This is a genomic window from Vibrio sp. Vb0937 (assembly GCF_033338855.1).
Window position 1 is genome coordinate 115,172 of record NZ_JAWOTK010000009.1, and the last position, 22,068, is coordinate 137,239.

At 40.5% G+C, this 22,068-nt stretch carries 18 protein-coding genes; 9 read left to right on the top strand and 9 right to left on the bottom strand.

The annotated features are described in order from the left end of the window. Window positions 1-90: 90 nt before the first annotated feature. Window positions 91-1,536 (top strand): bifunctional NUDIX hydrolase/phosphatase PAP2 family protein, encoded by a 1,446-nt coding sequence (locus R7P67_RS13985; RefSeq protein WP_017633779.1) that lies wholly within the window; start codon window positions 91-93, stop codon window positions 1,534-1,536. A gap of 160 nt (window positions 1,537-1,696) precedes the next feature. On the opposite strand, the gene R7P67_RS13990 is transcribed toward R7P67_RS13985, so the two are convergent. Beyond that, window positions 1,697-2,506 (bottom strand): Cof-type HAD-IIB family hydrolase, encoded by an 810-nt coding sequence (locus tag R7P67_RS13990; RefSeq protein WP_017821691.1) that lies wholly within the window; start codon window positions 2,504-2,506, stop codon window positions 1,697-1,699. Window positions 2,507-2,722: 216 nt separating this feature from the next. Here R7P67_RS13990 and queE point away from each other — a divergent pair, with 216 nt between their 5' ends. Beyond that, window positions 2,723-3,373 (top strand): 7-carboxy-7-deazaguanine synthase QueE, encoded by a 651-nt coding sequence (queE, locus tag R7P67_RS13995; RefSeq protein ID WP_053307054.1) that lies wholly within the window; start codon window positions 2,723-2,725, stop codon window positions 3,371-3,373. 310 nt (window positions 3,374-3,683) lie between these two features. On the opposite strand, the gene queC is transcribed toward queE, so the two are convergent. The 3 genes from queC to eamB all read right to left on the bottom strand — a co-directional run bounded on the left by queC (window position 3,684) and on the right by eamB (window position 5,638). Beyond that, a complete protein-coding gene (gene queC, locus R7P67_RS14000; RefSeq protein WP_318086009.1) occupies window positions 3,684-4,340 on the bottom strand; it encodes a 7-cyano-7-deazaguanine synthase QueC in 657 nt (218 codons plus the stop codon). A 67-nt stretch (window positions 4,341-4,407) separates the two neighbouring features. Then, on the bottom strand, window positions 4,408-4,746 hold the full coding sequence (locus R7P67_RS14005) for a helix-turn-helix domain-containing protein (protein WP_005388200.1): 339 nt from the start codon (window positions 4,744-4,746) through the stop codon (window positions 4,408-4,410). Window positions 4,747-5,053: 307 nt separating this feature from the next. Beyond that, window positions 5,054-5,638, bottom strand: coding sequence for a cysteine/O-acetylserine transporter (eamB, locus tag R7P67_RS14010; RefSeq protein ID WP_151514819.1), 585 nt, complete (start codon window positions 5,636-5,638; stop codon window positions 5,054-5,056). 112 nt (window positions 5,639-5,750) lie between these two features. On the opposite strand from eamB, the gene R7P67_RS14015 reads away from it, so the two are divergent. Then, on the top strand, window positions 5,751-6,650 hold the full coding sequence (locus tag R7P67_RS14015; protein ID WP_025768138.1) for a LysR family transcriptional regulator: 900 nt from the start codon (window positions 5,751-5,753) through the stop codon (window positions 6,648-6,650). Window positions 6,651-7,885: 1,235 nt separating this feature from the next. Here R7P67_RS14015 and R7P67_RS14020 read toward each other — a convergent pair. From R7P67_RS14020 to R7P67_RS14030, 3 genes are all read right to left on the bottom strand, one after another. Continuing rightward, on the bottom strand, window positions 7,886-8,815 hold the full coding sequence (locus R7P67_RS14020) for a LysR family transcriptional regulator (protein ID WP_064353962.1): 930 nt from the start codon (window positions 8,813-8,815) through the stop codon (window positions 7,886-7,888). A 145-nt stretch (window positions 8,816-8,960) separates the two neighbouring features. Then, a complete protein-coding gene (locus tag R7P67_RS14025; protein ID WP_064353961.1) occupies window positions 8,961-12,101 on the bottom strand; it encodes an efflux RND transporter permease subunit in 3,141 nt (1,046 codons plus the stop codon). 12 nt (window positions 12,102-12,113) lie between these two features. Beyond that, window positions 12,114-13,283 carry an efflux RND transporter periplasmic adaptor subunit gene (locus R7P67_RS14030; protein WP_064353960.1) on the bottom strand — a complete coding sequence of 390 codons (1,170 nt, stop codon included), beginning with the start codon at window positions 13,281-13,283 and terminating at the stop codon, window positions 12,114-12,116. Between the two features lie 378 nt (window positions 13,284-13,661). On the opposite strand from R7P67_RS14030, the gene R7P67_RS14035 reads away from it, so the two are divergent. Both R7P67_RS14035 and R7P67_RS14040 read left to right on the top strand, forming a co-directional pair. Beyond that, a complete protein-coding gene (locus R7P67_RS14035) occupies window positions 13,662-14,585 on the top strand; it encodes a LysR family transcriptional regulator (protein WP_017821684.1) in 924 nt (307 codons plus the stop codon). A 140-nt stretch (window positions 14,586-14,725) separates the two neighbouring features. Next, entirely contained in the window at window positions 14,726-15,700 is a 975-nt protein-coding gene (locus R7P67_RS14040; protein ID WP_318086010.1) for a porin, read from the top strand. 603 nt (window positions 15,701-16,303) lie between these two features. On the opposite strand, the gene R7P67_RS14045 is transcribed toward R7P67_RS14040, so the two are convergent. Then, window positions 16,304-16,648: a DUF3316 domain-containing protein gene (locus R7P67_RS14045; RefSeq protein WP_005377323.1), complete on the bottom strand. Its 345-nt coding sequence runs from the start codon at window positions 16,646-16,648 to the stop codon at window positions 16,304-16,306. 461 nt (window positions 16,649-17,109) lie between these two features. Between R7P67_RS14045 and R7P67_RS14050 the strand changes: the two genes are divergently transcribed. The 4 genes from R7P67_RS14050 to R7P67_RS14065 all read left to right on the top strand — a co-directional run bounded on the left by R7P67_RS14050 (window position 17,110) and on the right by R7P67_RS14065 (window position 20,908). Continuing rightward, complete coding sequence (locus R7P67_RS14050; protein WP_005377324.1) at window positions 17,110-17,898, top strand: transporter substrate-binding domain-containing protein; 789 nt, start codon at window positions 17,110-17,112, stop codon at window positions 17,896-17,898. A gap of 135 nt (window positions 17,899-18,033) precedes the next feature. Further along, window positions 18,034-18,981, top strand: coding sequence for an amino acid ABC transporter permease (locus R7P67_RS14055; protein WP_262653952.1), 948 nt, complete (start codon window positions 18,034-18,036; stop codon window positions 18,979-18,981). Window positions 18,982-18,995: 14 nt separating this feature from the next. Further along, on the top strand, window positions 18,996-19,730 hold the full coding sequence (locus R7P67_RS14060) for an amino acid ABC transporter ATP-binding protein (protein WP_017635218.1): 735 nt from the start codon (window positions 18,996-18,998) through the stop codon (window positions 19,728-19,730). 275 nt (window positions 19,731-20,005) lie between these two features. Next, window positions 20,006-20,908: a homocysteine S-methyltransferase family protein gene (locus tag R7P67_RS14065; RefSeq protein WP_017635219.1), complete on the top strand. Its 903-nt coding sequence runs from the start codon at window positions 20,006-20,008 to the stop codon at window positions 20,906-20,908. A 151-nt stretch (window positions 20,909-21,059) separates the two neighbouring features. On the opposite strand, the gene R7P67_RS14070 is transcribed toward R7P67_RS14065, so the two are convergent. After that, window positions 21,060-22,052 carry a zinc-binding dehydrogenase gene (locus R7P67_RS14070; RefSeq protein WP_170890260.1) on the bottom strand — a complete coding sequence of 331 codons (993 nt, stop codon included), beginning with the start codon at window positions 22,050-22,052 and terminating at the stop codon, window positions 21,060-21,062. Window positions 22,053-22,068: the final 16 nt, after the last annotated feature.

Sequence of the window (22,068 nt, forward strand, 5' to 3'; positions counted from 1 at the left end):
CATAACTCGTTACTTAATTTTTGTCGAAAAAGATAAGGTTAACTGCCATGATTCATTGGTTATCATTATGTTTATTTAAGGTCATATTTTGTGTTGAGACAGCTGTTATTACTCATCCTTTGTTTTATTTTGTTACCTGTTTCACCGATCTCTACGGCTAAAGCCACTGCGAGCGAAGTTAAAGGAGCGCTCTGTATTGTTCGCGCTGATGACAAGTTAGTGCTAGTTCATGAAGTATTAACGGATAAGATTTCTCTACCTGGCGGAACCATCATTGATGGTGAGTCTCCACAAGTTGCTGCTCAACGAGAAACGTGGGAAGAAACCGGTATAGTGGTTACGGTTGGAGAGGAGCTTGGCAGAACGGACACTGCGGTTTTTTACGACTGTATATCAGACTCTGACATTATCGCTTTTTCTATGAATAATTCTTTAGGTGGAAATGAACTGCCTATTTGGTTTGCCCCTCATTATGGAGTAGAAGTTGCGTCAGCGATGTTGCTTAGCCCATCTGAATTACCATCATCTTTATATCGTTATCCTGAGCAATGGCCACAAGCCACTCAGTTTTTTGATCAAGCTACCAAGCAATCAGTATCTTATGTGACTCAGTTGATCGAATCCGCGCCTTCATTTCGTCAGGTTGAATTGGCGTGGCTGATAGATTTACAGAGTTGGGTAGGGGCGTTGTCAGAAACGAGTTACGAGGTAGCTAGTCAGATCTCGAAACTCGTTATAGATCTGACAGAACCGACGGTACTACTCTTTCTATTTCCTTTTGCCATGATGCGCTTTGGTAGCCGGTTTGTGTACCGACTCTTTTTCGCAATTAGTGCAACGTCGCTTATGGTGCTTGTCGCTCAACAAGGCTTTTCGCTACCGCGCCCACATGTCTATATACCAATGATGGAGTTAACGCACAGCTTTGGCTTTAGTTTTCCTAGCTTGCCTATCGCTGTGTGGTTTTGTGTGCTGACGTTCTTGTTTCATAGAACCCAGTATTTTGGTTTGAATGGAACAACGGCAGTCTTCGTGTTCATCACTCTTACTGTGGTGTTAGGTAAGTTTTTCCTCGGCAGTGCCTTTATTTTAGATATGTTATTTGGCGCGCTGTTAGGCAGCTTGGTGGCTTGGCATGTTCTTCGACTGGAGACAAATCAAGATGTGAACGTTGATCAAGTTCTAAGCTCAAAAGGCGTCTGGTTCATTATGACTGCGGCAACATCGGTCATCTCCGTCATCTGGCCATTACCTGTGTTTGGTCGCTGGCTAGCAATTTTAATCACTGCATCAGCGTTGGTCATGACATTTAAAGAGTCGAAAGCACATTTAGATACTCGGCAGATGATCTTTGTGACGCTTGCATTGTTGCTTGTTGATCAACTCTATTTGTACTCGGCTAATATCGTATCGTTTAGCGGTTTGTGGTCATTAGTCTTGTCGACGTTACATTATCCATTATTAATGTTGTTATTTATGCTGCTTGCAAGGAAGCTGACTTGTGAAAACCAACCGAGCAAAACGTTGCTAGATTGATGGCTGTATTTGTTATCTATTAGTATTTGAGTAAAAACAAAGCCTTGCATTACAGCAAGGCTTTTACACGTTTAGTCCACGAAAAACGCCGCTTGCCTATCTTGGACGGCTAGGGGTGTTAAACGTAAGAAGCTTAACGCAACAGACATGGCGGAAAGGGCTATGCATTGAGCACGAACTTTTCTATAGCTTTAGCGACACCGTGCTCATCATTACTTGCCGTAATGTAGTCAGCGATTTGCTTGGTTTCTTCCATTGCATTTGCCATCGCGATACCAAGGCCAGCGTATTTCAGCATGTGGTGGTCATTTTCTGCGTCACCCATACAGATAACTTCTTCCGGTTTAATTCCCAGATACTCGGCAATTGCGGCAACACCAATACCTTTGTTGCTCGCAGGGTTAAGAAACTCAAGGAAAAACGGAGCGCTTTGAACAACCGTAAACGCTTCGCGCATTTCAGCTGGCAGTGCTGCTATAACTTCTGTTAGTTTGCTTGGCTCTGCAACCATCATAGCTTTGATGATTGGATGATCGTCTTCTAGTGATTCGAAGTTCATCTCGGTGACATTTAAGCCATTTATCTTTGCTTCAATATCGGTGTAAGGGTTGTGCTCGTTGGTGATTAAACCATGAACTTGACTAAAAGCATGGACGTACGCACCTAGCTCTTCGGCTTTTCGCGCCACCAGTTTTGCAGCTTTACCATCTATGATTTGCTGGTGGATGATGTCGTTTGTGCCTACGTTCTTGACCATCGAACCGTTGTAGTAAAGAACAAAATCTCGATCGGAATGGATATTCAGTTCGTCGAGCTTGTCTTGCATTCCTTCTAATGGGCGACCAGAAGCGAGAACGACAGTAACGCCTGCTTCTCGAGCTTTTGCGATCGCTTGTTTGTTTTCTTCAGAAATGGCTTTATCACTATTGAGTAGCGTGCCATCCATATCTAGTGCGATCAGTTTATACATCATTTCTTACCTTAAAGTTTTTTGGGATCTGTCAGTGAATAAGGCTTGGTTTAACGTTAACCAGAAACCTATATTCATTACGCTATGAAACTACAAAATGGTCTATTTTAACAATTAATTTTTGGTTTAAATTGACCTAGACACGCGTGTCCATTATGGTCTTCGCCTCGAAATGTTATGAGTTGAGTGAGTTCTGCGTTGTATAAGCTAAATGAGATGTTTGAAACCATCCAAGGGGAAGGGGTTTTCACTGGAGTCCCTGCTGTTTTTGTTCGGCTTCAAGAGTGTCCGGTTGGTTGCTCATGGTGCGATACCAAACAAACGTGGTATGCAGATGAGAATGATCAACGTCAAATAGGCGATATTCTGGTGAAAACGGAAGATTCTCCGACGTGGTGTGTTGCATCTGCCGAGAACATCGTAGAGCAATATCAACAGCAAGGCTTTAATGCTAAGCATATCGTGATTACTGGTGGAGAGCCTTGTATTTATGATCTGCGCCCTTTAACAAAGGCGTTTGAAGATATGGGGTGCCAATGCCAAATTGAAACCAGTGGCACATCAGAAGTGATTACTTCAGAAAATACGTGGGTGACAGTGTCACCAAAAGTAGCAATGAAAGGTAAATTACCAGTGCTTAATAGCGCGTTAGAGCGGGCAAATGAGATTAAGCATCCAGTCGGCACCCAGAAAGACATCGACCACCTTGATGAGCTTTTAGCAAATGCGAACGTAGCGGCTGAGACTATCATTGCACTACAACCAATTAGCCAGAAGCTTCGTGCTACGCAATTGTGTATTGATACGTGTATTGCCCGCAATTGGCGTTTGTCTGTTCAAACTCATAAATATTTGAGTATTGCTTAGACGAGAGGCTCGTCATCATTCGAAGTGGCTTTTCTATCTAATCCCGGTTTCGCGAGTAATGCAGTTGGTAGCTTTGCTATGGAATCATTGTCGATGTATCTAAACAATTTATAGCGTTGTAAAAGCTAAGCAGTGTTGGCTGCTGTGGTGTGGTGCTATCTTTGGTTCGACAATCGTTTCGCATTTAATTGATGCCACCAATCTGGCGGCATCAAAATGAAGCTCTGTTGGCTGGAGTTTCACGCTGAGATAAAACGTTTAGAAGCTAACGCAAAAGGTTTTATCCCAGCGCTATTACCGCTAACAAAGACTATTTGCTCGCTAAGTATTCTTCTAAGCCGCTTTGTCGCAGTAGGCACGCTGGGCATTCACCACAGCCTTTACCAACGATTCCGTTGTAACATGTTAAAGTATTGTTTTGGACAAACTCCAACATATTGTGCTTATCAGCTAGAGCCCAGGTCTCGGCTTTAGTAAGCCACATTAAAGGAGTCTTAATGTTGAAGGCTTTATCCATACCTAAATTGCAAGAGAGATTTAGAGAGCGAATAAAGTTGTCTCGGCAGTCAGGGTAACCACTAAAGTCTGTTTCGCAGACTCCCGTAATGATGTCTTGAATGCCAAGCTGGTAAGCATGGATACATGCGTAAGTAAGAAAGAGAATGTTTCTCCCTGGAACGAATGTATTGGGTACGTTAGCGTCGCTTAAGTCATTAGATACCGGAATGTTGTCTCTTGTCAGCGAGCTTATCGCTAACTCATTAATTGATTTTACATCCAGGACTTTGTGGCTTTTGATGTTAAGTTGCTTACCTAATTCGATAGCGATATCTATTTCATCTGAATGACGCTGGCCATAATCAAACGTTACAGCATGAACTTCATCATATGTATTTAATGCATCGATTAAGCAGGTCGTAGAGTCCTGCCCACCGGAAAAAACCACAAGTGCTTTTGTTGTAGCCATGTTGAACCCTTAGTTATGCTCTTTGATTCTTTGGTATTGATACGTATTCTTAGGCGTTTAATCCCAATTACGTACTCGACTTCGTGGCGATTGCGTCCGCAATCAGCTGGGCTGTGCTCTCAAGCACTCTTTGCTTGTCATCATTTGACAGCTTGTGGAGATTCACAGCAAGTTCAGCGGTGATTTCATCTTCACAAAAAAAATAGTTTAGAGGCACGTTTAGCTCATCTGCGATAAGTTTGAGCGTTTTTACGTCGGGAGTATGGCGCTCCCTTTCGTATTGATTCATCCTTGCACTTGCAGAACTATCATCCATGCCGATACGGATGCCCAGTGCTTTTTGGGACAGATTCGCTTGTTTACGCGCATGCTTAAGGCGGGCTGGGAGTGGATTATTAAACAACACTTAATGTTCATACGAAGGACTTGGATGACTAAGATTATCTTAGTTTTTCTGATTTGTGTATACTAAGTAATGCTTAGTTATTGCCGAGGTCGCCAAGGCCGTGTATGTATAGCTAAACAAGATTTCGTATCTTTAGGTTGATTAAGTGACGTTGAATCTACTTCTTCAAAAACTGCCGTATGAAGCAGTGGGAGGAGCGAGTAAGGCACGAGAAACCGCAGCGATTTGTAGAGCAGAATTTGCTCTTCACATAAACGTAGTCGTCTAAGTTGAAGAGCAATATTGTTTTTGATGATCAACTATATACTTAAGTAAATAACTGTGTCGCACAATAGATCAGAGCTGCTGCTAAGCTCATATTGATGACTTTGCCATATCTCTGGAATTGCGATTGAAGTAGCTTTCCTGCAACGGCCCAAACTACGTTGCTAAGAAGTGCGATCAAAGCAAGAATGAGGCTAGTCGCTAAGATCCAGTAGATATTCTGAGTGTGGGGCAGTACGAACGTAGAAATAGAGGTCATTCCATAAAGAATGATTTTCACATTAACGAACTGCAAACCGAAACCTGTTAAGAAACTGATACCTTTAGAATTATCCGATGAAGTTTTGATCTCACTCGTAGCAAGCCCCCAAGCCAACCAAACAATATAAGCTGCTCCAATCCATGTTAGCCAAGGTGTAATCACGGGCAAGAGGCTGATCATGTTATACGTGAAAGCGCCACAAAGTAGCATCAAAACAACATAGCCACAAAACATCCCCGAAATCACTTTTGTTGAGCGTTTTAGTCCATATTGCGTCGCGATGCTGAGCGATAAAATGTTGTTTGGCCCTGGTGTAATTGAAGTAATGATTACGTAAGTAAAAAATGCGGTGTAGATGGCGGTCATCTCTATCTCTCCTGTTTTTACTGCACTATACTTCGCTACAATTGATTAAAAAATTGAATAAATTAAAACTTAGACTTTTAATTTATTGAACTGTTGGTTGTGGAGTCTAGTCATGAATCTAAAACGCTTTCTTACTTTTAAAGCTATTGTTGAAGAAGGATCGTTTCTAAAAGCGTCACAGAAGCTTTATTGCACGCAATCAACCGTCACCTTTCAAATCAAGCAGTTGGAACAAGATCTGTCTTTGCAGCTGTTCGAAAAAATAGGGCGTAAGATGGTTTTGACTCAAGCAGGAGAAAAGATACTGCCTTACGTCTATGAACTGGCGCGAGTGATGGAAAATATTGAGGGAACAGCACAGCAAGAAAACTCGGAGCCGACCGGTGAATTGAAAGTGCTGGTTGCTGAGACTCAACTTGCTTATAAGATGGCTAATGTTTTAAAAGAGTTCAGGATCAGAGCGCCCAATGTCCGACTCTCTCTGCAATCACAAAATTGCTATCAGATTCGAGATGAGTTGATAGCGGATAAAGCTGATTTAGGTGTGTTTTATCGAGTAGGTAATGACGATACGCTCAAGGTCCACGAGTTTGAGCAGGAGCCACTGGTATTGGTTGCTTCACCGCTTTTAAAAGGGCTAGATTTAAAGAAGAGAGAGCAACATATTGATTTAGGGTTTATAAGCAATGGCCCTAAGTGCCTTTTTCGACGGATGTTTGAGAGCATTATTCAGGAGCGTGATATTAGCATCGACAACATGATCGAACTTAGCAGTATTAATACGATCAAAAATTGCGTTGAGAGTAATATTGGTATCTCTTATTTACCTCGTTTTACGGTTGAAAAAGAGTTGCAAGAGGGCAGTTTACAAGAGCTTGAGTTCACCGAATTTTCACAGATGATCAAGCCACTTTGTGCTTATCATGCTGGGAAGTGTGTGACGCCGGCGATGGAAGTCTTTATTGATTGTATGCGTAACGAGTATGAACGGTTTTCTACTCAGAGCCGGTGATCTTTAATATGTGCTATCTGACATAGTTTCGTTTTTACTCCTTTTTACTTTTTAAGTGGCTACTTCTAATTTATTGATTTTTATTGCTTTGTTGTGAATCCGACTATTGTGGGATGATAAATGGGATCTGATGTGAAGAGCTATTTATTGACGGAAAGAGATAAGATATAAAAACGACGGCGTGTGATAACTAGATTAGATAAGGTTACATAATTAACAGTGTAATAAATGCCATTCTTTATGGATTATTTTCAACGAGACTTAATTGTTACGGTTCGTTATTATTAACTCGTTAACGCATCCATTGCTAGGAAGTTAACTTACGCATATTGTTTTTTTCATCATTTGCAGCAAATTATATTTGCTGCTTTTTTTTAACCAAAAAAAAGTTCAAATCTTGAACTACAAGCTCTGAACTTTTGTTTATACTTAGTGGTTTTCTACTTTAATAAGTAAAACACCGTTTAAAAGTATCGCGTAACCTAGTAACTCTAAGCTTTCTTCGACCAAGTTTTTCACGTCTCTATTGTATGAGTTCCCCATGAACTCGACCCAAAAATCACCATACCCTGCAAAGCGTGAGAATAAGAAAACAATAAAAAAGCCAATCGTTAATGTCGTGAAGCTAGAATGAGAAATGAAAAGTTTTACCTCATTTTTTATGTTAACTATATTATTAAAACAAAAATAACAGACCGAGACTATTATAATCCAAGCAGGATACTTCCATGAACCGTGAGGGAAATACTGCTCTATGTGGTAGTCCATTTCTCTAACGAATATAACCATAAAAAATGAAGACATTATTACTAATATGTGTTTGAGTTCAAGATATTCCTTAGATTTATACAAACACATTAACGATGAAAAAAGCACAAATGCTATTTGATTCATTTCTATAAGAGAGTTCTCCGATGTGCTTTTGTCCATTTGTACGCTAAAATAAATCGTTGCTAACGTGTAAATAACCAAAAAAATAAGATAAGATATTTTATATACTAACAAACTAGTGACCGAGGTGTGTTTTTCTTTAATATACATCGTAACTTGTATAGGTGATGGATTTGTTAGTATTATAAATCAAGAATGTTTTATATTTAGTGAATTAAGCGCCATTTAGAATGGAACTTAATTCACCTAACATTAAACTTCTATGAATCTTAAATTTTCCTGTTTTAACTTATTGATTTTATTTGATGTTTTATTATCTGTTAATTTTGGTTAAATAGAATCACCTAGCTTTTATTGAAATGCTTTTCCCATATTGGTGGTATGCCAATTTCTTCTTGAACGATATCAATGAATGCCCTAACCAATGGTGATTGCTGACGGTGTGAGTACATGGCATAAATATCACCAAAATCTTGAGTTTCATATTCTGGTAAAAGTTGAACTAAATTAGAAGACTCTAGGTTGTTAGGGAGCATAAATTGACCTATAAGTGCTGCGCCCAGACCTGACTTTACGCTTTCAATTATTAGCTCAGCTTCATTTACCATGTATGACCCTGATATTGGGTATGTATCTAAACCATCTGAGTTTGCTTTGTCGTAGAATTTAAGCTTATCGACAATAAAATTACCATTTGAATAAATAATAAAAGGTAGCTTAACTAACTCATCAGGCGTTTCTGGGTTACCATGTTTTTCAATTAAATTTCGAGAAGCAATGATTGCAGTCGTATTTTTTGCTAATTTTCTTGCTACCATTGATGAATCCCTCATAGGTCCGATTCGAAAAGCAATATCAAAATTACTTCTAATCACGTCTACATGAAGATCATCTAGCATTAGTTCAACACTTGCTTTTGGGTACTTATGTAAAAACTTCTCTATCGAAGGTTGTAGATAGAGTTTTCCAAATAATGTTGAGCTTGAAATTCGTACTTTCCCTGAAGGCTCAGTCTGAAAGTTCTCCGCTATTTGTTGAGTATCATCAAGGAGTTGAGATATTTGGTCTGCTTTTTCAACTATTTGCTTGCCGACTTGTGTTAATGAAAGAGAGCGAGTTGTTCTGTTTAATAGCCTAACGCCTAAGTGCTCTTCTAACTGCTTGATGTGTTTAGATAAAACAGAGCGGTCGATATTCATCCCATCTGCTGCTTTTGCAAAAGATCCAGCTTTAGAGACTTCTAAAAGCAGGTGTAGTTTATTTGCTAAATCCACAATGTTTATCCAGGTTAGATATTAGCGTATTAGTTTCATGTATAACTGCTGCTCTGTCTAGAAATTATTAATATACTTAATAACCAAAAGAAAAGGGAGCAATAGCTCCCTTTAGTATGAATATAAATGAGTATTTATATTATGGTTATAGTGTTTGACGTTTTTTGTTTCGACTCACTAACATGTAAAAAACAGGTGTGAGTAGTAATCCAAATACCGTTACGCCTACCATACCCGAGAATACGGCAATACCCATTGCTTGTCGCATTTCCGCTCCGGCCCCTGTACCAATCATTAATGGAATAACACCAGCGGTAAATGCAATTGATGTCATTAGAATCGGTCGAAGACGTAAACGACATGCTTCCAAAATCGCTGATAAGGTATCTTGGCCATTGTCTTTAAGTTCTTTAGCGAACTCCACCATCAAGATGGCATTTTTACACGCTAGAGCCACAAGGACAATCAAAGCAATTTGCGTGAATATATTGTTGTCACCACCAATGAACCAAACACCTGCTAGTGCAGAAAAAATGGTCATAGGAACGATCAAAATGATAGCGAATGGCAGTTTTAAACTCTCGTACTGCGAAGCTAGCACCATGAAAACTAACAAAACAACAAGTGGGAATATATACACCATCGTGTTACCAGCCAAAATCTGCTGGTAGGTTACATCAGTCCATTCATAAACCATTCCCTCTGCTAGGTTTTGATCCAGTACTTCCTCAATAGCCGTTTGGGCTTGGTCAGAGCTGTAACCAAAAGCAGGACTGCCGTTTAGTTCTGCACTAGGGTAGCCGTTATAGTGCATCACGCGGTCAGGCCCAATCGTGGGTATGATCTCCAGTACAGCGCCGAGAGGAACCATTTTTCCGGCAGCATTTCTTACTTTGTAATTAAGTATTTGGTCAGGTTCGAGACGATAGTTCATGTCTGCCTGGGCATTCACTTTGTATGTTCTACCAAACATATTGAAGTCATTGACGTATAATGATCCTAAATAAACTTGAAGCGCATCAAAAACCTGCTCTAGAGGAACACCTTGCAGCATCGCTTGTTCACGATCTATTTGGATGTCCATCTGTGGCACTTGTATGCGAAATGTAGAATATAATCCCATCAGCTCGGGTCTTGTTGATGCCTCACTTATTATCAAGTTCAATTGCTTGAAGAGCTCATCAAACCCTTTGTTCGCACGGTCTTCGATTTGAAGTTTAAAGCCGCCAGTAGAGCCAAGTCCTTGGATTGGTGGTGGTGGAAAAATCGCAACGAAGGCTTCATCAATGATTGAAAAGCTCTTATTCAAAGATGCAACAATCGCATTTGCTCCGAGAGTTGGATCATTTCGTTTATCGAAGTCCTCAAGCGTAACAAAAACGATGCCACTATTCGGACTGTTAGTAAAACCATTGACCGATAAGCCTGGGAAAGAAATGGTTTGTGCTACGCCAGGTGTTGCCAGCGCGAGGTTTTCCATTTCTTTAATAACGGACTCTGTTCTATCTAAACTTGCTGCATCTGGAAGTTGGGCGATCGCAACTAAATACTGCTTATCTTGTTGAGGAATGAATCCTCCAGGAACCGCTTTGAATAGAGAAACCGTTCCCCCGAGTAACGCAATGTATACCACCACAACAACAAGGCTAAAACGAATCAGCTTCTTGACCAGAACTTGATATTGGTTCGAGCTATACTCAAAAATTCTATTGAATGGCGCAAAAACATACTTACCAAAAACCGCATCCAAGAGCTTGGTTAGCCGATCGGGTTTTGCGTTCTTATCTTGTAATAGCAGTGCTGATAAAGCAGGCGATAACGTCAACGAGTTAATTGCTGAAATAATCGTCGAGATCGTAATTGTTAGTGCGAACTGCTTATAAAACTGACCGGATAACCCTGTAATAAAGGTCGTCGGGATGAACACCGCACATAACACTAAAGCAATTGCAATAATTGGCCCGGTAACTTCGGTCATTGCTTGTTTCGTTGCTTCTAGCGGTGCAAGACCATTATGGATGTTCCGTTCCACGTTTTCGACGACGACAATGGCGTCATCGACGACGATGCCTATGGCGAGAACAAGTCCAAACAACGAAAGCGTGTTAATCGATACTCCGAGCATTTGCATTACGGCGAACGTACCGATTAATGAAACAGGCACCGCAATGATAGGGATGATAGACGCGCGCCATGTTTGCAAAAACAAAATGACTACAACAACAACTAGTACAATTGCCTCTAGCAGAGTATGAACCACTGCGTCTATCGATCCACGAACAAAGACGGTCGGGTCGTAGGCTATTTCATATGAAACTCCAGCTGGAAAGGCTGCTTGTAAACGGTCCATGGTTGAGCGAACCTGATTAGATAGCTCAATAGCATTAGCACCAGGGCGCTGGAATACGGGCATCGCCACCGCTGGTTTACCATTTAACAAGGCGCGCAGTGCATAAGAGTTTTGACCTAGCTCTACGCGTGCAACGTCTTTAAGACGTGTCAAAGCCCCTGTTTCGTCAACTTTTACTACAATGTCGTTGAATTCATCAATATTCTCCAAACGGCCCTTTACGTTCAACAAAACTTGGAATTGGTTTTCATTAGCGGCTGGTTGCGCACCTAATGAGCCTGCTGCCACCTGTTGGTTTTGAGATCGGACGGCGGAGACAACGTCCATTACGGTTAGATTTCTAGAAGCGAGCTCATCTGGATTTAACCACAAGCGCATTGAGTACTCGTCACCACCGAAAAGGCGCACATCACCAACGCCTCCGAGCCGAGCTATCTCATCTTTCAAGTTTAAATTAGCGTAGTTAGCTAAATAACTGACTTCACGGCTAGAATCTGGAGAATATATATGCACAACCATAGTGAGATCAGGAGAGGCTTTTTCGGCAACAACTCCTAACCGTTGGACGGCTTCTGGTAATCGGGGCAAAGCTGTAGTGACGCGGTTTTGAATTTGAACCTGAGCTTTGTCCAAGTCCGTACCTAAAGCAAAGGTTACGGTCAATGTCATTCTGCCGTCACTGGTTGCCTGCGAAAACATATATAACATGTTTTCTGTACCATTAATTTCTTGCTCCAGAGGCGTAGCAACTGTTTCTGCGATTACTTTTGGGTTCGCACCAGGATAGTTTGCTGTAACTACTACTGTAGGAGGGACAACCTCTGGATATTCACTCACAGGCAACTGTAAAAGTGAAATTGCGCCTACTATTAATATCAATAGCGATAACATAGAGGCAAATATGGGTCTTTGAATAAAAAAGTGTGCAAATTTCATTCGGTTGTCTTCTTAGTCTTGAGCTAAACGTTTATTTGGCAACGATGTTGAGTTTGAAGCCATAATCAATGAGGTGTTGCTAATATCTAGCGTGACATTTTTTGGTGTGATTTTGCTATTTGGGCCAACTTTTGCTGGGCCATTTACCGCAATAATTGAGTCGGCGTTCAAGCCATTCTCGATGGCACGAAATGTTCCGTAACGTTCGCCTAAGGTTACGATGCTGTATTGCAACGTATTCTCTTCATTGAGTGTTAATACAAAGCGGTTTTCTAGATCTGTGCCAATAGAACGCTCTGGAACGAGAACTCGTTCAACTGGTTTGGTTGTTGATATCTGAACTCGGCCAAACGATCCCACTTTTAAGTTTGATTTTGTTGCATCGAATACCGCTCGAACCTGCAAAGTACCGGTGTTTTCGTTGATGGAGTTGTCGACAAAGTCAACGCGTCCAAAAAATTCCTGCCCATTTTGTCCAGATAGTTCAAGACGAGTAGGTAAGTTAGAGTCGGCATTGATTGTCGAGAAGTAACGGTTCCAAGTTCGCTCATCGACATCAAAGTATGCATATACCTGATCGTTAGAGACAATGTTTGATATAACGCTTTGATTTGCGTTTACATTGTTTCCTTTAGTAATGAATGCTCTTGAAATAGTGCCGCTAATAGGGGCATATATCTTCGTAAACTCAAGATCTAACTTTGCGGATTCTAACTGAGCACGCAAAGCCATTAGTTCTGCAGAGCGTTGTTTTACTGCGGTATCTCGGGCCTCTGCTTGTTCCGCTGAGATGGCTTTTCGCTTAACCAGTTGAGCGGCTCTCTTTTGTTCGTTTGCTGCTTGCTCTAGCGCAGCTCGAGCACTCTTAACTTGTGCTTCAAGTCGTGAGACCTGAGCTTTGAAGGTTCGATCATCAAGAGTGACGAGTAAGTCGCCTTTGTTGACACTCTGTCCGTCTTTGAACTCTACTGTTTCAATAACTCCGGAAACGCGTGGCATTAAAGAAACTTTCTCTGGGGCTTGAAGCCTTGTTGTAAAGGTGAACCACGATTGAACGGGCTCATAGATGACTTTGGAGACGTCTATCGTAGGTAAGGGAGTATTAGGTTGCTTGGTTATCTCTTCGTCTGCACAAGCAGCTAAAACGGATAAAAGGCCAATGCCGAAAACTTTCTTTAACATTTGTCTCGCCCTAAATGATTCTGTTCATACTAAAAGGAACGGCATTGTATTCATTGTACCTATGGGTAAATAGGCCCTCAGCGAACATAGAGTAGTGATAAAAATGCACGATTAAATATTGGTCAAAATGCTCATTTTTTGGTTTGAAAAAGGTCAGTTTAGGGTTTTAAAGACGTGGAGTATTGTTAAATGTAATAAGCCATAATAGATAGGAATAACTAAACAGAAGCTAAAGATAGCGACGAAAATTAAAGCGTTTTTAATTCGTGCATTATTTGCAATTCACTGATGCAATTTGAACCATAAAAAATTGAAATTAATTTTGTAAAATCCATTTCCCATCACATAAAGAATAAAAACTAAATAAGGAATTGTGCAGTGGATCTCGCAAGCCAACTTGAATTACTACTGGATGTCTCTGAATACGGAACTTTTGCTAAAGCTGCTGACAGAAATCATATAGATCGTTCAGCTTTGTCAAAACAGATCAAAAAGCTAGAGGATGAATTAGGCTTACGGCTGTTAAACCGTTCCACACGTTCGCTATCCCTGACCAATGCAGGTGTTGAGATGGTGGCGCAAGCTAAGAAAGTAAGAGAGGTTCTAACTGAAACTCGTAGTATTGCTGCTACATTTCAGGATGAACCGAAAGGTAATCTGAAAATATCAAGCTCCACTTTCTTTGGCAGAGCATACTTAAATCAGGCAGTTAAAGAGTTTATAAAACAGTACCCAAACATTACTGTAGAGCTGCTGCTCGATGATAATCGAGTCGATGTTATCCACGAAGGTTTTGATGTTGTGTTTCGTATCGGACCAATCCGAGAGTCCAACATGATAGTACGTAAGTTGGCAAGTAATAATATGGCACTGGTTGCATCGAAGAGTTTTATTGACAAGTATGGAACCCCGAGCTCTCCAGAAGAGCTTATAAAAATGCCAGCAGTAATATACTCGAATGCTAACTTTAAGGCGGATAAGCTACGTATAGCGCCAAGCCAGTCATCAAGCGACGTTAGAACGTATAATATCAATGGGCAGTACTTCGTGAATGAAACTGAGTTAATGCTCGATGCCGTAAAATCTGATCTAGGGTATGCTTTAATTGGGCAGTTCTTTCTTCAGGAGAGTTTGAGTAAACAAGATCTTGTACAGTTGCTTCCTGATTATAATCTTCCCGCAATAGGGGAAATATATGCAATGTATACTCACCGAAATCAACAACCATTAGCCAAACTGTTCATTGATACTGTTCAAAAAATAATAGGAACGCCTCCTGTTTGGATGGATTATCTCGACTAATATGAGTACTAGGACATAATGTTTTAGATTGAGAGCTTGTTTATATTTATCCATAGAATATGGTTGAATTTGCACTTTAAAAATAATTGCCACTGTTCATAATTTCACTCGATTCAAACAACACAAGTAGTGGTAATTAAATGAAAATGACAAGAACGTCGATCGCAATCGCAGCACTTTTCTCTGCAAGTGCTGCAAATTCAGCCGTAGTTTATGAAGATCAAGAATCAGTATTAAATATTCATGGCCGAGCGCAAGGGATGTATTATTTCTCTGATGATAAAAATGCTGACGGAGATAATAGCTACATTCGTGTAGGACTTTCAGGTGAGTCTAAAATAAATGAAGATCTTTATGCATTCGGCTTATATGAGTTGGAATTTAAGTCTAATCGCAGAGATGCTGATGGGATTGAAGATGATGAATTTGATATCCGAAAAGGCTATGTAGGCGTTGGTGCAGATTACGGAACAGTAAGTTATGGACGTCAATACGGTGCGGTCACTTTAGTATCTGACTACACGGATATTTTCCCGGAGTTTGGTAATGAAGCTGCTGGCGTAAGTGCGGATCTATATGGTACCGGTCGCTCCGATTCAGTATTTAAGCTAACGACAAGCTATGAAGGTTTGAATATTCATGTTAGCTATCAGGCTGAAAACGATGAAGTGTCAACAGATGCAGCCTCTTATGGTGCGGCGGCGGACTACAAGTTGCCATATGGCTTCAAAGTTGCGCTTGGTTACAACGAAGGTGAAGGGCAATCGGGTGCAGAAGATGCAGAGCTGCTAACGGGTGCTATTGCATTTGAATACGACAAGTTTTATGCCTCTGTTTTATACAGTGATGGTGAAAACTGGGCTAAAGATGGTTCTGAAAGTAATATTGATTACACCGGTATTGAAGCAGTTGCCATTTATGAAGTAACAGATAAGCTTTGGGCACTAGTTGGCTATAACAATCTAGAGCGTGATGATGAAGATGTCGTCGATTACTACTCACTAGGTGCAGAGTACGATTTGACTTCTAATTTTAAAGCACTAGCAGAATACAGAATTACAGATGTAGACAATGAAGACGATATTCTTGCAATAGCTGCGAGATATTCATTCTAAAAAATTAATAAATATAAAAAGCCTGAAACTATTTTCAGGCTTTTTATTTATAGGTGTAATTTTATAAGTGCTGATTTTCATCCATATATAATGGATTATATTGATCGTTACTTGTTAAAGTGTTTTGGATATAATTGTTTTGTTAGCTAGTCCACTGCTAGTTTTCATTTTCATATTTTTTGAATGATGATTTTTTTCTTTGGCAACAAGAAGTATCTTGTTGCCTTTTTTTACGTCTTATGGTTAATTAAAACAAAAAGAGTTTTTTTATATATTGCTATAAACGAGAAAAATATAACGAAAATTGTCAATCTTAGGTTGAGTTAATCTTCATAAAAAAGTGAACTCAATTTCAAGGGTCTTTTTCATTTAAGTGATGTGGAATCCATATGGCGAACCAAGTGAATGATAAAGCGCCAAACGACGAAATGTATCTCAATGAAGATTGGAAAAATTATTTTTATGTAAACGATAGAGGTAGGGATTGATACTGTTTATGTAAGGAGAGAGCGATTTATGAAAAGCCGTCGTTTCAATATGATTAGACACCTTTACTTTCTTAAAATAGGAAGGGCTCTAAGAAAGTAAAGGTGCAGATGATTTTTAGTTTTTACCGCCGTCACTTGTTCTGAAGTGATAATCGAAGTTTATGATTGCACGATATTTAACTTCATCACGGTTAAGTGCGTATTCTTCAACTCTCACCTTACTATCATCGATTGCAATATCACGAGGGAAACCGCTTCCAATGATGTTTAGACGATTTCTAAGTTCATGTTTTGATAGCGTTTGGTATTCATCGACAAGATCAAACGCAGAGCTATAAGCGGCATCTTTTGTCGTAAAGTCATTGAGAACAACTTTGTTTGTAGAGTGTTCGACATGAATACCAGCAGTAGCAGATAAACTGAATAATAATAGTGATGAGAGCGTCATTAGTTTTTTCATATAGTCACCTTTTTATTTGTATTACAAAGTCAAGATGTCCAACGAATCCTTGTTAATATCTCTCGACAAAGGTGATAGTGCCACTATAGAAATGTGCTGTACATCACATTTGTGACCATTGACTATGGAAGAATTGTCAACAATAAAACTCAAGCACTTTTGACATTACGGTCAATGTGAAAAAGCGAATATCTGTATGGTTTCGTTAATAATTAAACCACTCTCGGAAACGCTGACTATTCAGTCAAAGCGTATGTTTCTTGTCGTTATAGTGACCTGCCTACAACTTAATCACTTAATGCATGCAATTCAATTGCAATGGCTTGGTATAGATTTTCATTCAGATCTTCCAGCTTAGTAACGATTCTACAAATTCTAGTGATTAAAAAGTCATTTTTTGTGGTTTTTTATTCTATTGTCGTGTATAAAAAAACTTTACAACAAATGATAAAGGAATATCCATGAAAAAGTTATTGTGTTTTGCTGCACTGGGGTTAGCTGTTTCGACGACGGTTAATGCAGACCCAATTTTAGACGACATCAAAAGTACAGGGGAGCTAAAAGTCTGCTTTGATTCTGGGTATATGCCTTTTGAAATGACAGCAAAAAATGGGCAGTACATTGGGTTTGATATCGATTTGGGTAAGCAAATGGCGCGTGCCATGGATGTTAAGTTTGTGCCGGTAAACACTTCATGGGATGGCATTATCCCAACACTGTTGACTGGTAAGTGTCACATGATTATGGGCGGGATGACTATCACACCTATGCGAAATACTCAGGTGAATTTCGCTGATCCCTATGTGGTTATTGGTCAATCCATTCTCGTAGATCTCAAACATGAAGGTAAAGTGTCTAGTTACCGTGATCTCAATAGTCCAGAATATGTTGTTGCAACTAAGCTTGGGACAACGGGTGAGCAAGCGGTAAAACGATACCTTCCGAAAGCTAAGATAAATCTATACGAAACTCAGTCTGAAGCGGTACTTGAGGTTGCCAACGGAAAGGTAGATGCGTTTGTTTATGACTTTCCTTACAACTCTATTTATGTGGCGGAAAACAAAGGGCAGTTAATGCACTTGGCTAAACCGTTTACTTACGAGCCTTTGGGTTGGGCTGTGCCGCAAGGAAATCCAGATACGCTTAACTTCTTAAACAACTATTTACGTCAAATTAAGGGCGATGGAACTTACGATCGCATTTACGATAAGTGGTTTAACGACGATAAATGGTTAAAGCAAGTTAAGTAATCATTTTGTTATTGTAGAGGAGCGGCTAGCTTCTGGCTCGGTTCATCGCCAACCAAACGGTTCGCGCTGTGAAGCTAACGCTTTTCTTTATTCAAATACCCAACCAACTTTAATCAAAGTCATTCTCGGAATCACATGCAAAATAACTTTAAATCCCTATTGTGGAACGCTGTTTTTGTTCTTGTTTTGCTATCAATTTGCGGTCTTGTCTATCTGTCAGGTAAGCGAATCGATTACAGCTGGAATTGGGAGCGTGTCCTTCCTTATATTGCCACTAACGCTGCTTCATCCATTACCGCGCCTGTCGATGGGAACATCACTCTCGACGAGAATAACCAACTGGCTCTGGAGAATATTCATGGTGATATTGTTCTTGAACTAAGCCAATATAAGTCTTTGGACGTCTATGAAGGTGATCTTATTTTTGAAGGAGATACCTTAGCAACTATAAAAGAGTGGCGCTCTGGCCCAATTTTAGATGGTGTTGTGACGACCATTAAAATCTCACTCTGGTCACTTATCATTGCTCTAGCGTTGGGCTTAGTTGTCGGACTAATGCGTATATCCAGCAATCCGGCATTAAAAAAGCTGGCGCTTGTGTATGTCGAGGTCATTCGTGGAACGCCTCTTTTAGTACAGATTTTTATCGTTTACTTCTTTATTGGTACTGTGCTTGACCTTGAGCGTTTTACTGCGGGAGTGATAGCGCTCTCCGTGTTTACCGCCGCTTACGTCGCAGAAATTGTGCGGTCAGGAATCCAGTCAATCCCAAGAGGACAAATGGAAGCGGCGCGTTCACTAGGAATGAATTATCCCAAAGCGATGATTTATGTCATTTTACCTCAAGCGTTTAAGCAGACATTACCTCCCTTAGCCGGGCAGTTTATCAACCTGATAAAAGATTCCTCACTCGTCTCCGTGATCTCGATTACTGATCTGACAAAAGCGGGCAGGGAAGTCGTAAGTGGTAGTTTTGCCCCATTTGAAGTTTGGTTTACCGTTGCGGCCCTTTATTTGCTTCTAACTAGTACCTTATCTTGGGCAATACAAACGTTAGAAAAGAAATTGGCAGCAAGTGATTAATGGTGGAGTCATTAATGGAATACATTATTTCAGCAAAAACAATTAATAAAATTTACCCTAATGGCTGCCATGCGCTCAGGGACGTATCGGTAAATGTAGAAAAAGGGGAAGTGATTGTCATCGTAGGACCGTCAGGTTCTGGTAAGTCAACATTCTTACGGACGATTAATCAATTAGAGACAATAAATAGTGGGTCTATAATCGTAGATGGTATCGATATGTACCACAAATCTACGGATATCAATAAACTACGCGCTGATGTGGGCATGGTATTTCAAGGCTTCAACCTTTTTCCACATAAAACGGCGATAGAGAATGTCATGTTGGCACCTTTAAAGGTTTCTAAACGTGACCCTGAATCGGTGAAGAAAGAAGCAAAAGATTTGCTTTATAAAGTCGGTCTGTCGGAGAGAATGGATAATTATCCTAATCATTTATCAGGTGGGCAGCAGCAGCGCGTCGCAATCGCTCGTGCGTTAGCAATGAAGCCCAACATTATGTTGTTTGATGAACCCACATCAGCACTAGATCCTGAAATGGTTGGAGAAGTTCTTGATGTGATGAAAGATTTGGCCAAGGACGGAATGACGATGGTCGTGGTTACTCATGAAATGGGTTTCGCAAAAGAGGTCGCTGATAGGGTGTTGTTTATGGAAGATGGTGAGCTTTTGGTTTCTGACTCTCCTGAGCGATTTTTTGATAACCCCACCAACCCTAGATTGCAGAAGTTTTTATCTAAGGTCTTATAATAAAAAGAAAATTTGATTGAGGGCGAGTCCCTCAATCACTTCATGCACTATTGTGGCTCGTAACGCTCGCCTCGCCGAGAGACATAGATAATGGGCTTTTTACTCGAAGTTAATGGCGATAACATTATCTTGGTCCGAATGAAAGGTCTGGTAAATACTAGAGTGTTTAATCAGCCATTAAGTTTTGTTCACTTTAAACATAACAATTTCATTTTGAATTGATAAAAATTGTGTTTGAATAGATCTTATGGATGTTTGGCAGTATGGATGTCTAAATGAAGAAAGTAACAATTTTAGATGGTGGCATGGGGCGAGAGTTAAAACGTATTGGCGCCCCTTTTTCTCAGCCGCTTTGGAGTGCACAAGCGCTAATTGAATCACCACAATATGTAAAAATGGCCCATGAGAATTTCATAGACGCTGGCGCTGAGATTATCACTGTTAACAGTTATGCATGTGTTCCATTTCACTTAGGAGAGGAACTCTATGCGAAGCGAGGGATTGAGTTAGCAAAATCTGCAGCCAAAATTGCCAGAGATGTAGTCACCAGCTCTAACGATAGAGTGCTCGTTGCGGGGTCTCTTCCTCCTGTCATGGGGTCTTACAGGCCTGAATTATTCGAGCCGAAAAGGGCACTGGAAGTGGCTTCTGAGTTATTTGAAGCTCAAGATCAATATGTTGATATTTGGTTAGCTGAGACCGTGTCTAGCCTCGCTGAAGTTGAAGTTCTATCAATAATTTTAGCCAAAACAGATAAGCCCAATTATCTTGCTTTCACCTTAATGGATGAGCCTAACTCTTTGCCTCGCCTTCGCTCAGGGGAATCTCTCAAAGCCGCGGTCAATACGCTGTTGAAAACAAATGTTTCAGGTATCTTTTTCAATTGCTCTATTCCTGAAGTTGTCGAGCAAGCGATCATTGATACACAAGCAGTGTTGAGTGAGTCAGGTAGAGAATTGACGATAGGTGTTTTCGCAAATAGCTTTGCTCCGATAAAGCAAGCGCACCAAGCCAACGAGACCATTCAGGAAGTTCGTCATTTCTCTCCGACTGAATATCTTGAGTATGCTAAAAAGTGGCATGTGCAGGGAGCAAGCATTATTGGTGGTTGCTGTGGGATTGAACCACGTCATATTAAATTGCTAGCGACTTGGAGAGACACTCTCGAAAACGCCTAATTTTGGTGAAGCGCAGGGAAGCATGACAAGAGATTTTGTTTTTTATTCATCGTTATAGATAAAATAAAGGCCTTTCATATCTGGCAAAGTAACAAGATGCTTTAACTTGCTCATTCATTACCTTGCCAGTTTGCCTCGAGATTTTTATTAATTATTTTTGGTTCAGATTAACGACAATCTTTCCAACTGTTCTCTGATTTCGCATGTCCAAGAGTGCGTTACCTACATCTTCTAAGCCGATGATCTTCAGTTTCGGTACTTCCAATTCTCCATTTTCTAATAGCTCAGACACTTCCTTTCCGGCATTAACGATACTTGCAAACCCTCTCTCGCCAAAGACATGACCAGAGCCCAAACTTATTTGGTGGAAGCCCAAGCCTTTTAAGAAGGCATCTGGATATTGAGAAGGGTCGACAGTCTTGACGAGCTCCACCATTTCTCCCTCAAAGGTTAACACCGAGGCTGCAATTCGGTCGTTATCACCGCCTACACAATCGAGTGCAACCTCAACGCCATGATTTCCGGTAATGTCCATTACTCGCTGAACTACATCTTCATGATGATAATCAATCATATGGGTTGCTCCTAACGAGGACAAATATGCGTGATTAGCTTCTGAACTAGTAGCAATGATCTGTTCAACACCAAATGTCTTTGCTAACTGAATAGCAAAGCTTCCAACGCCGCCAGCACCTCCGGCGATAAAAATGCTGCTTCGATTTGAAATATCGAGCTTGTCTACCAAAGCGCGATATGCGGTCCAGGCTGCGCAAGGTGTAGATGCTGCCACTTCAACCGGAACCTGAGGGTGCTTTATGAGCGTTCTTGAATCATGGATAGCAAATTCAGCGAATCCACCGTGATGGCGTCTCATGTTTCCGTGATACAACACTTTATCGCCAACCTTCCAATCAACGACCGCATCGCCTACAGAGACTATTTCTCCTGATACGTCTAACCCGCCAACAAAATTGTTACCCATGTTAGTGACCATGTCTGACCAATAATGAATTTTTGCATCGACAGGGTTCAAACCAACAGCGTTAACTTTAACCAATACATCAAATTGGGTTTCTAGTTTTGGTGTAGGTAATTCGGATAAAGAGAAAGTATCGTTATCTCGTTGGTAAGTTATCGCTCTCATAGGTTTTCCTCATTAT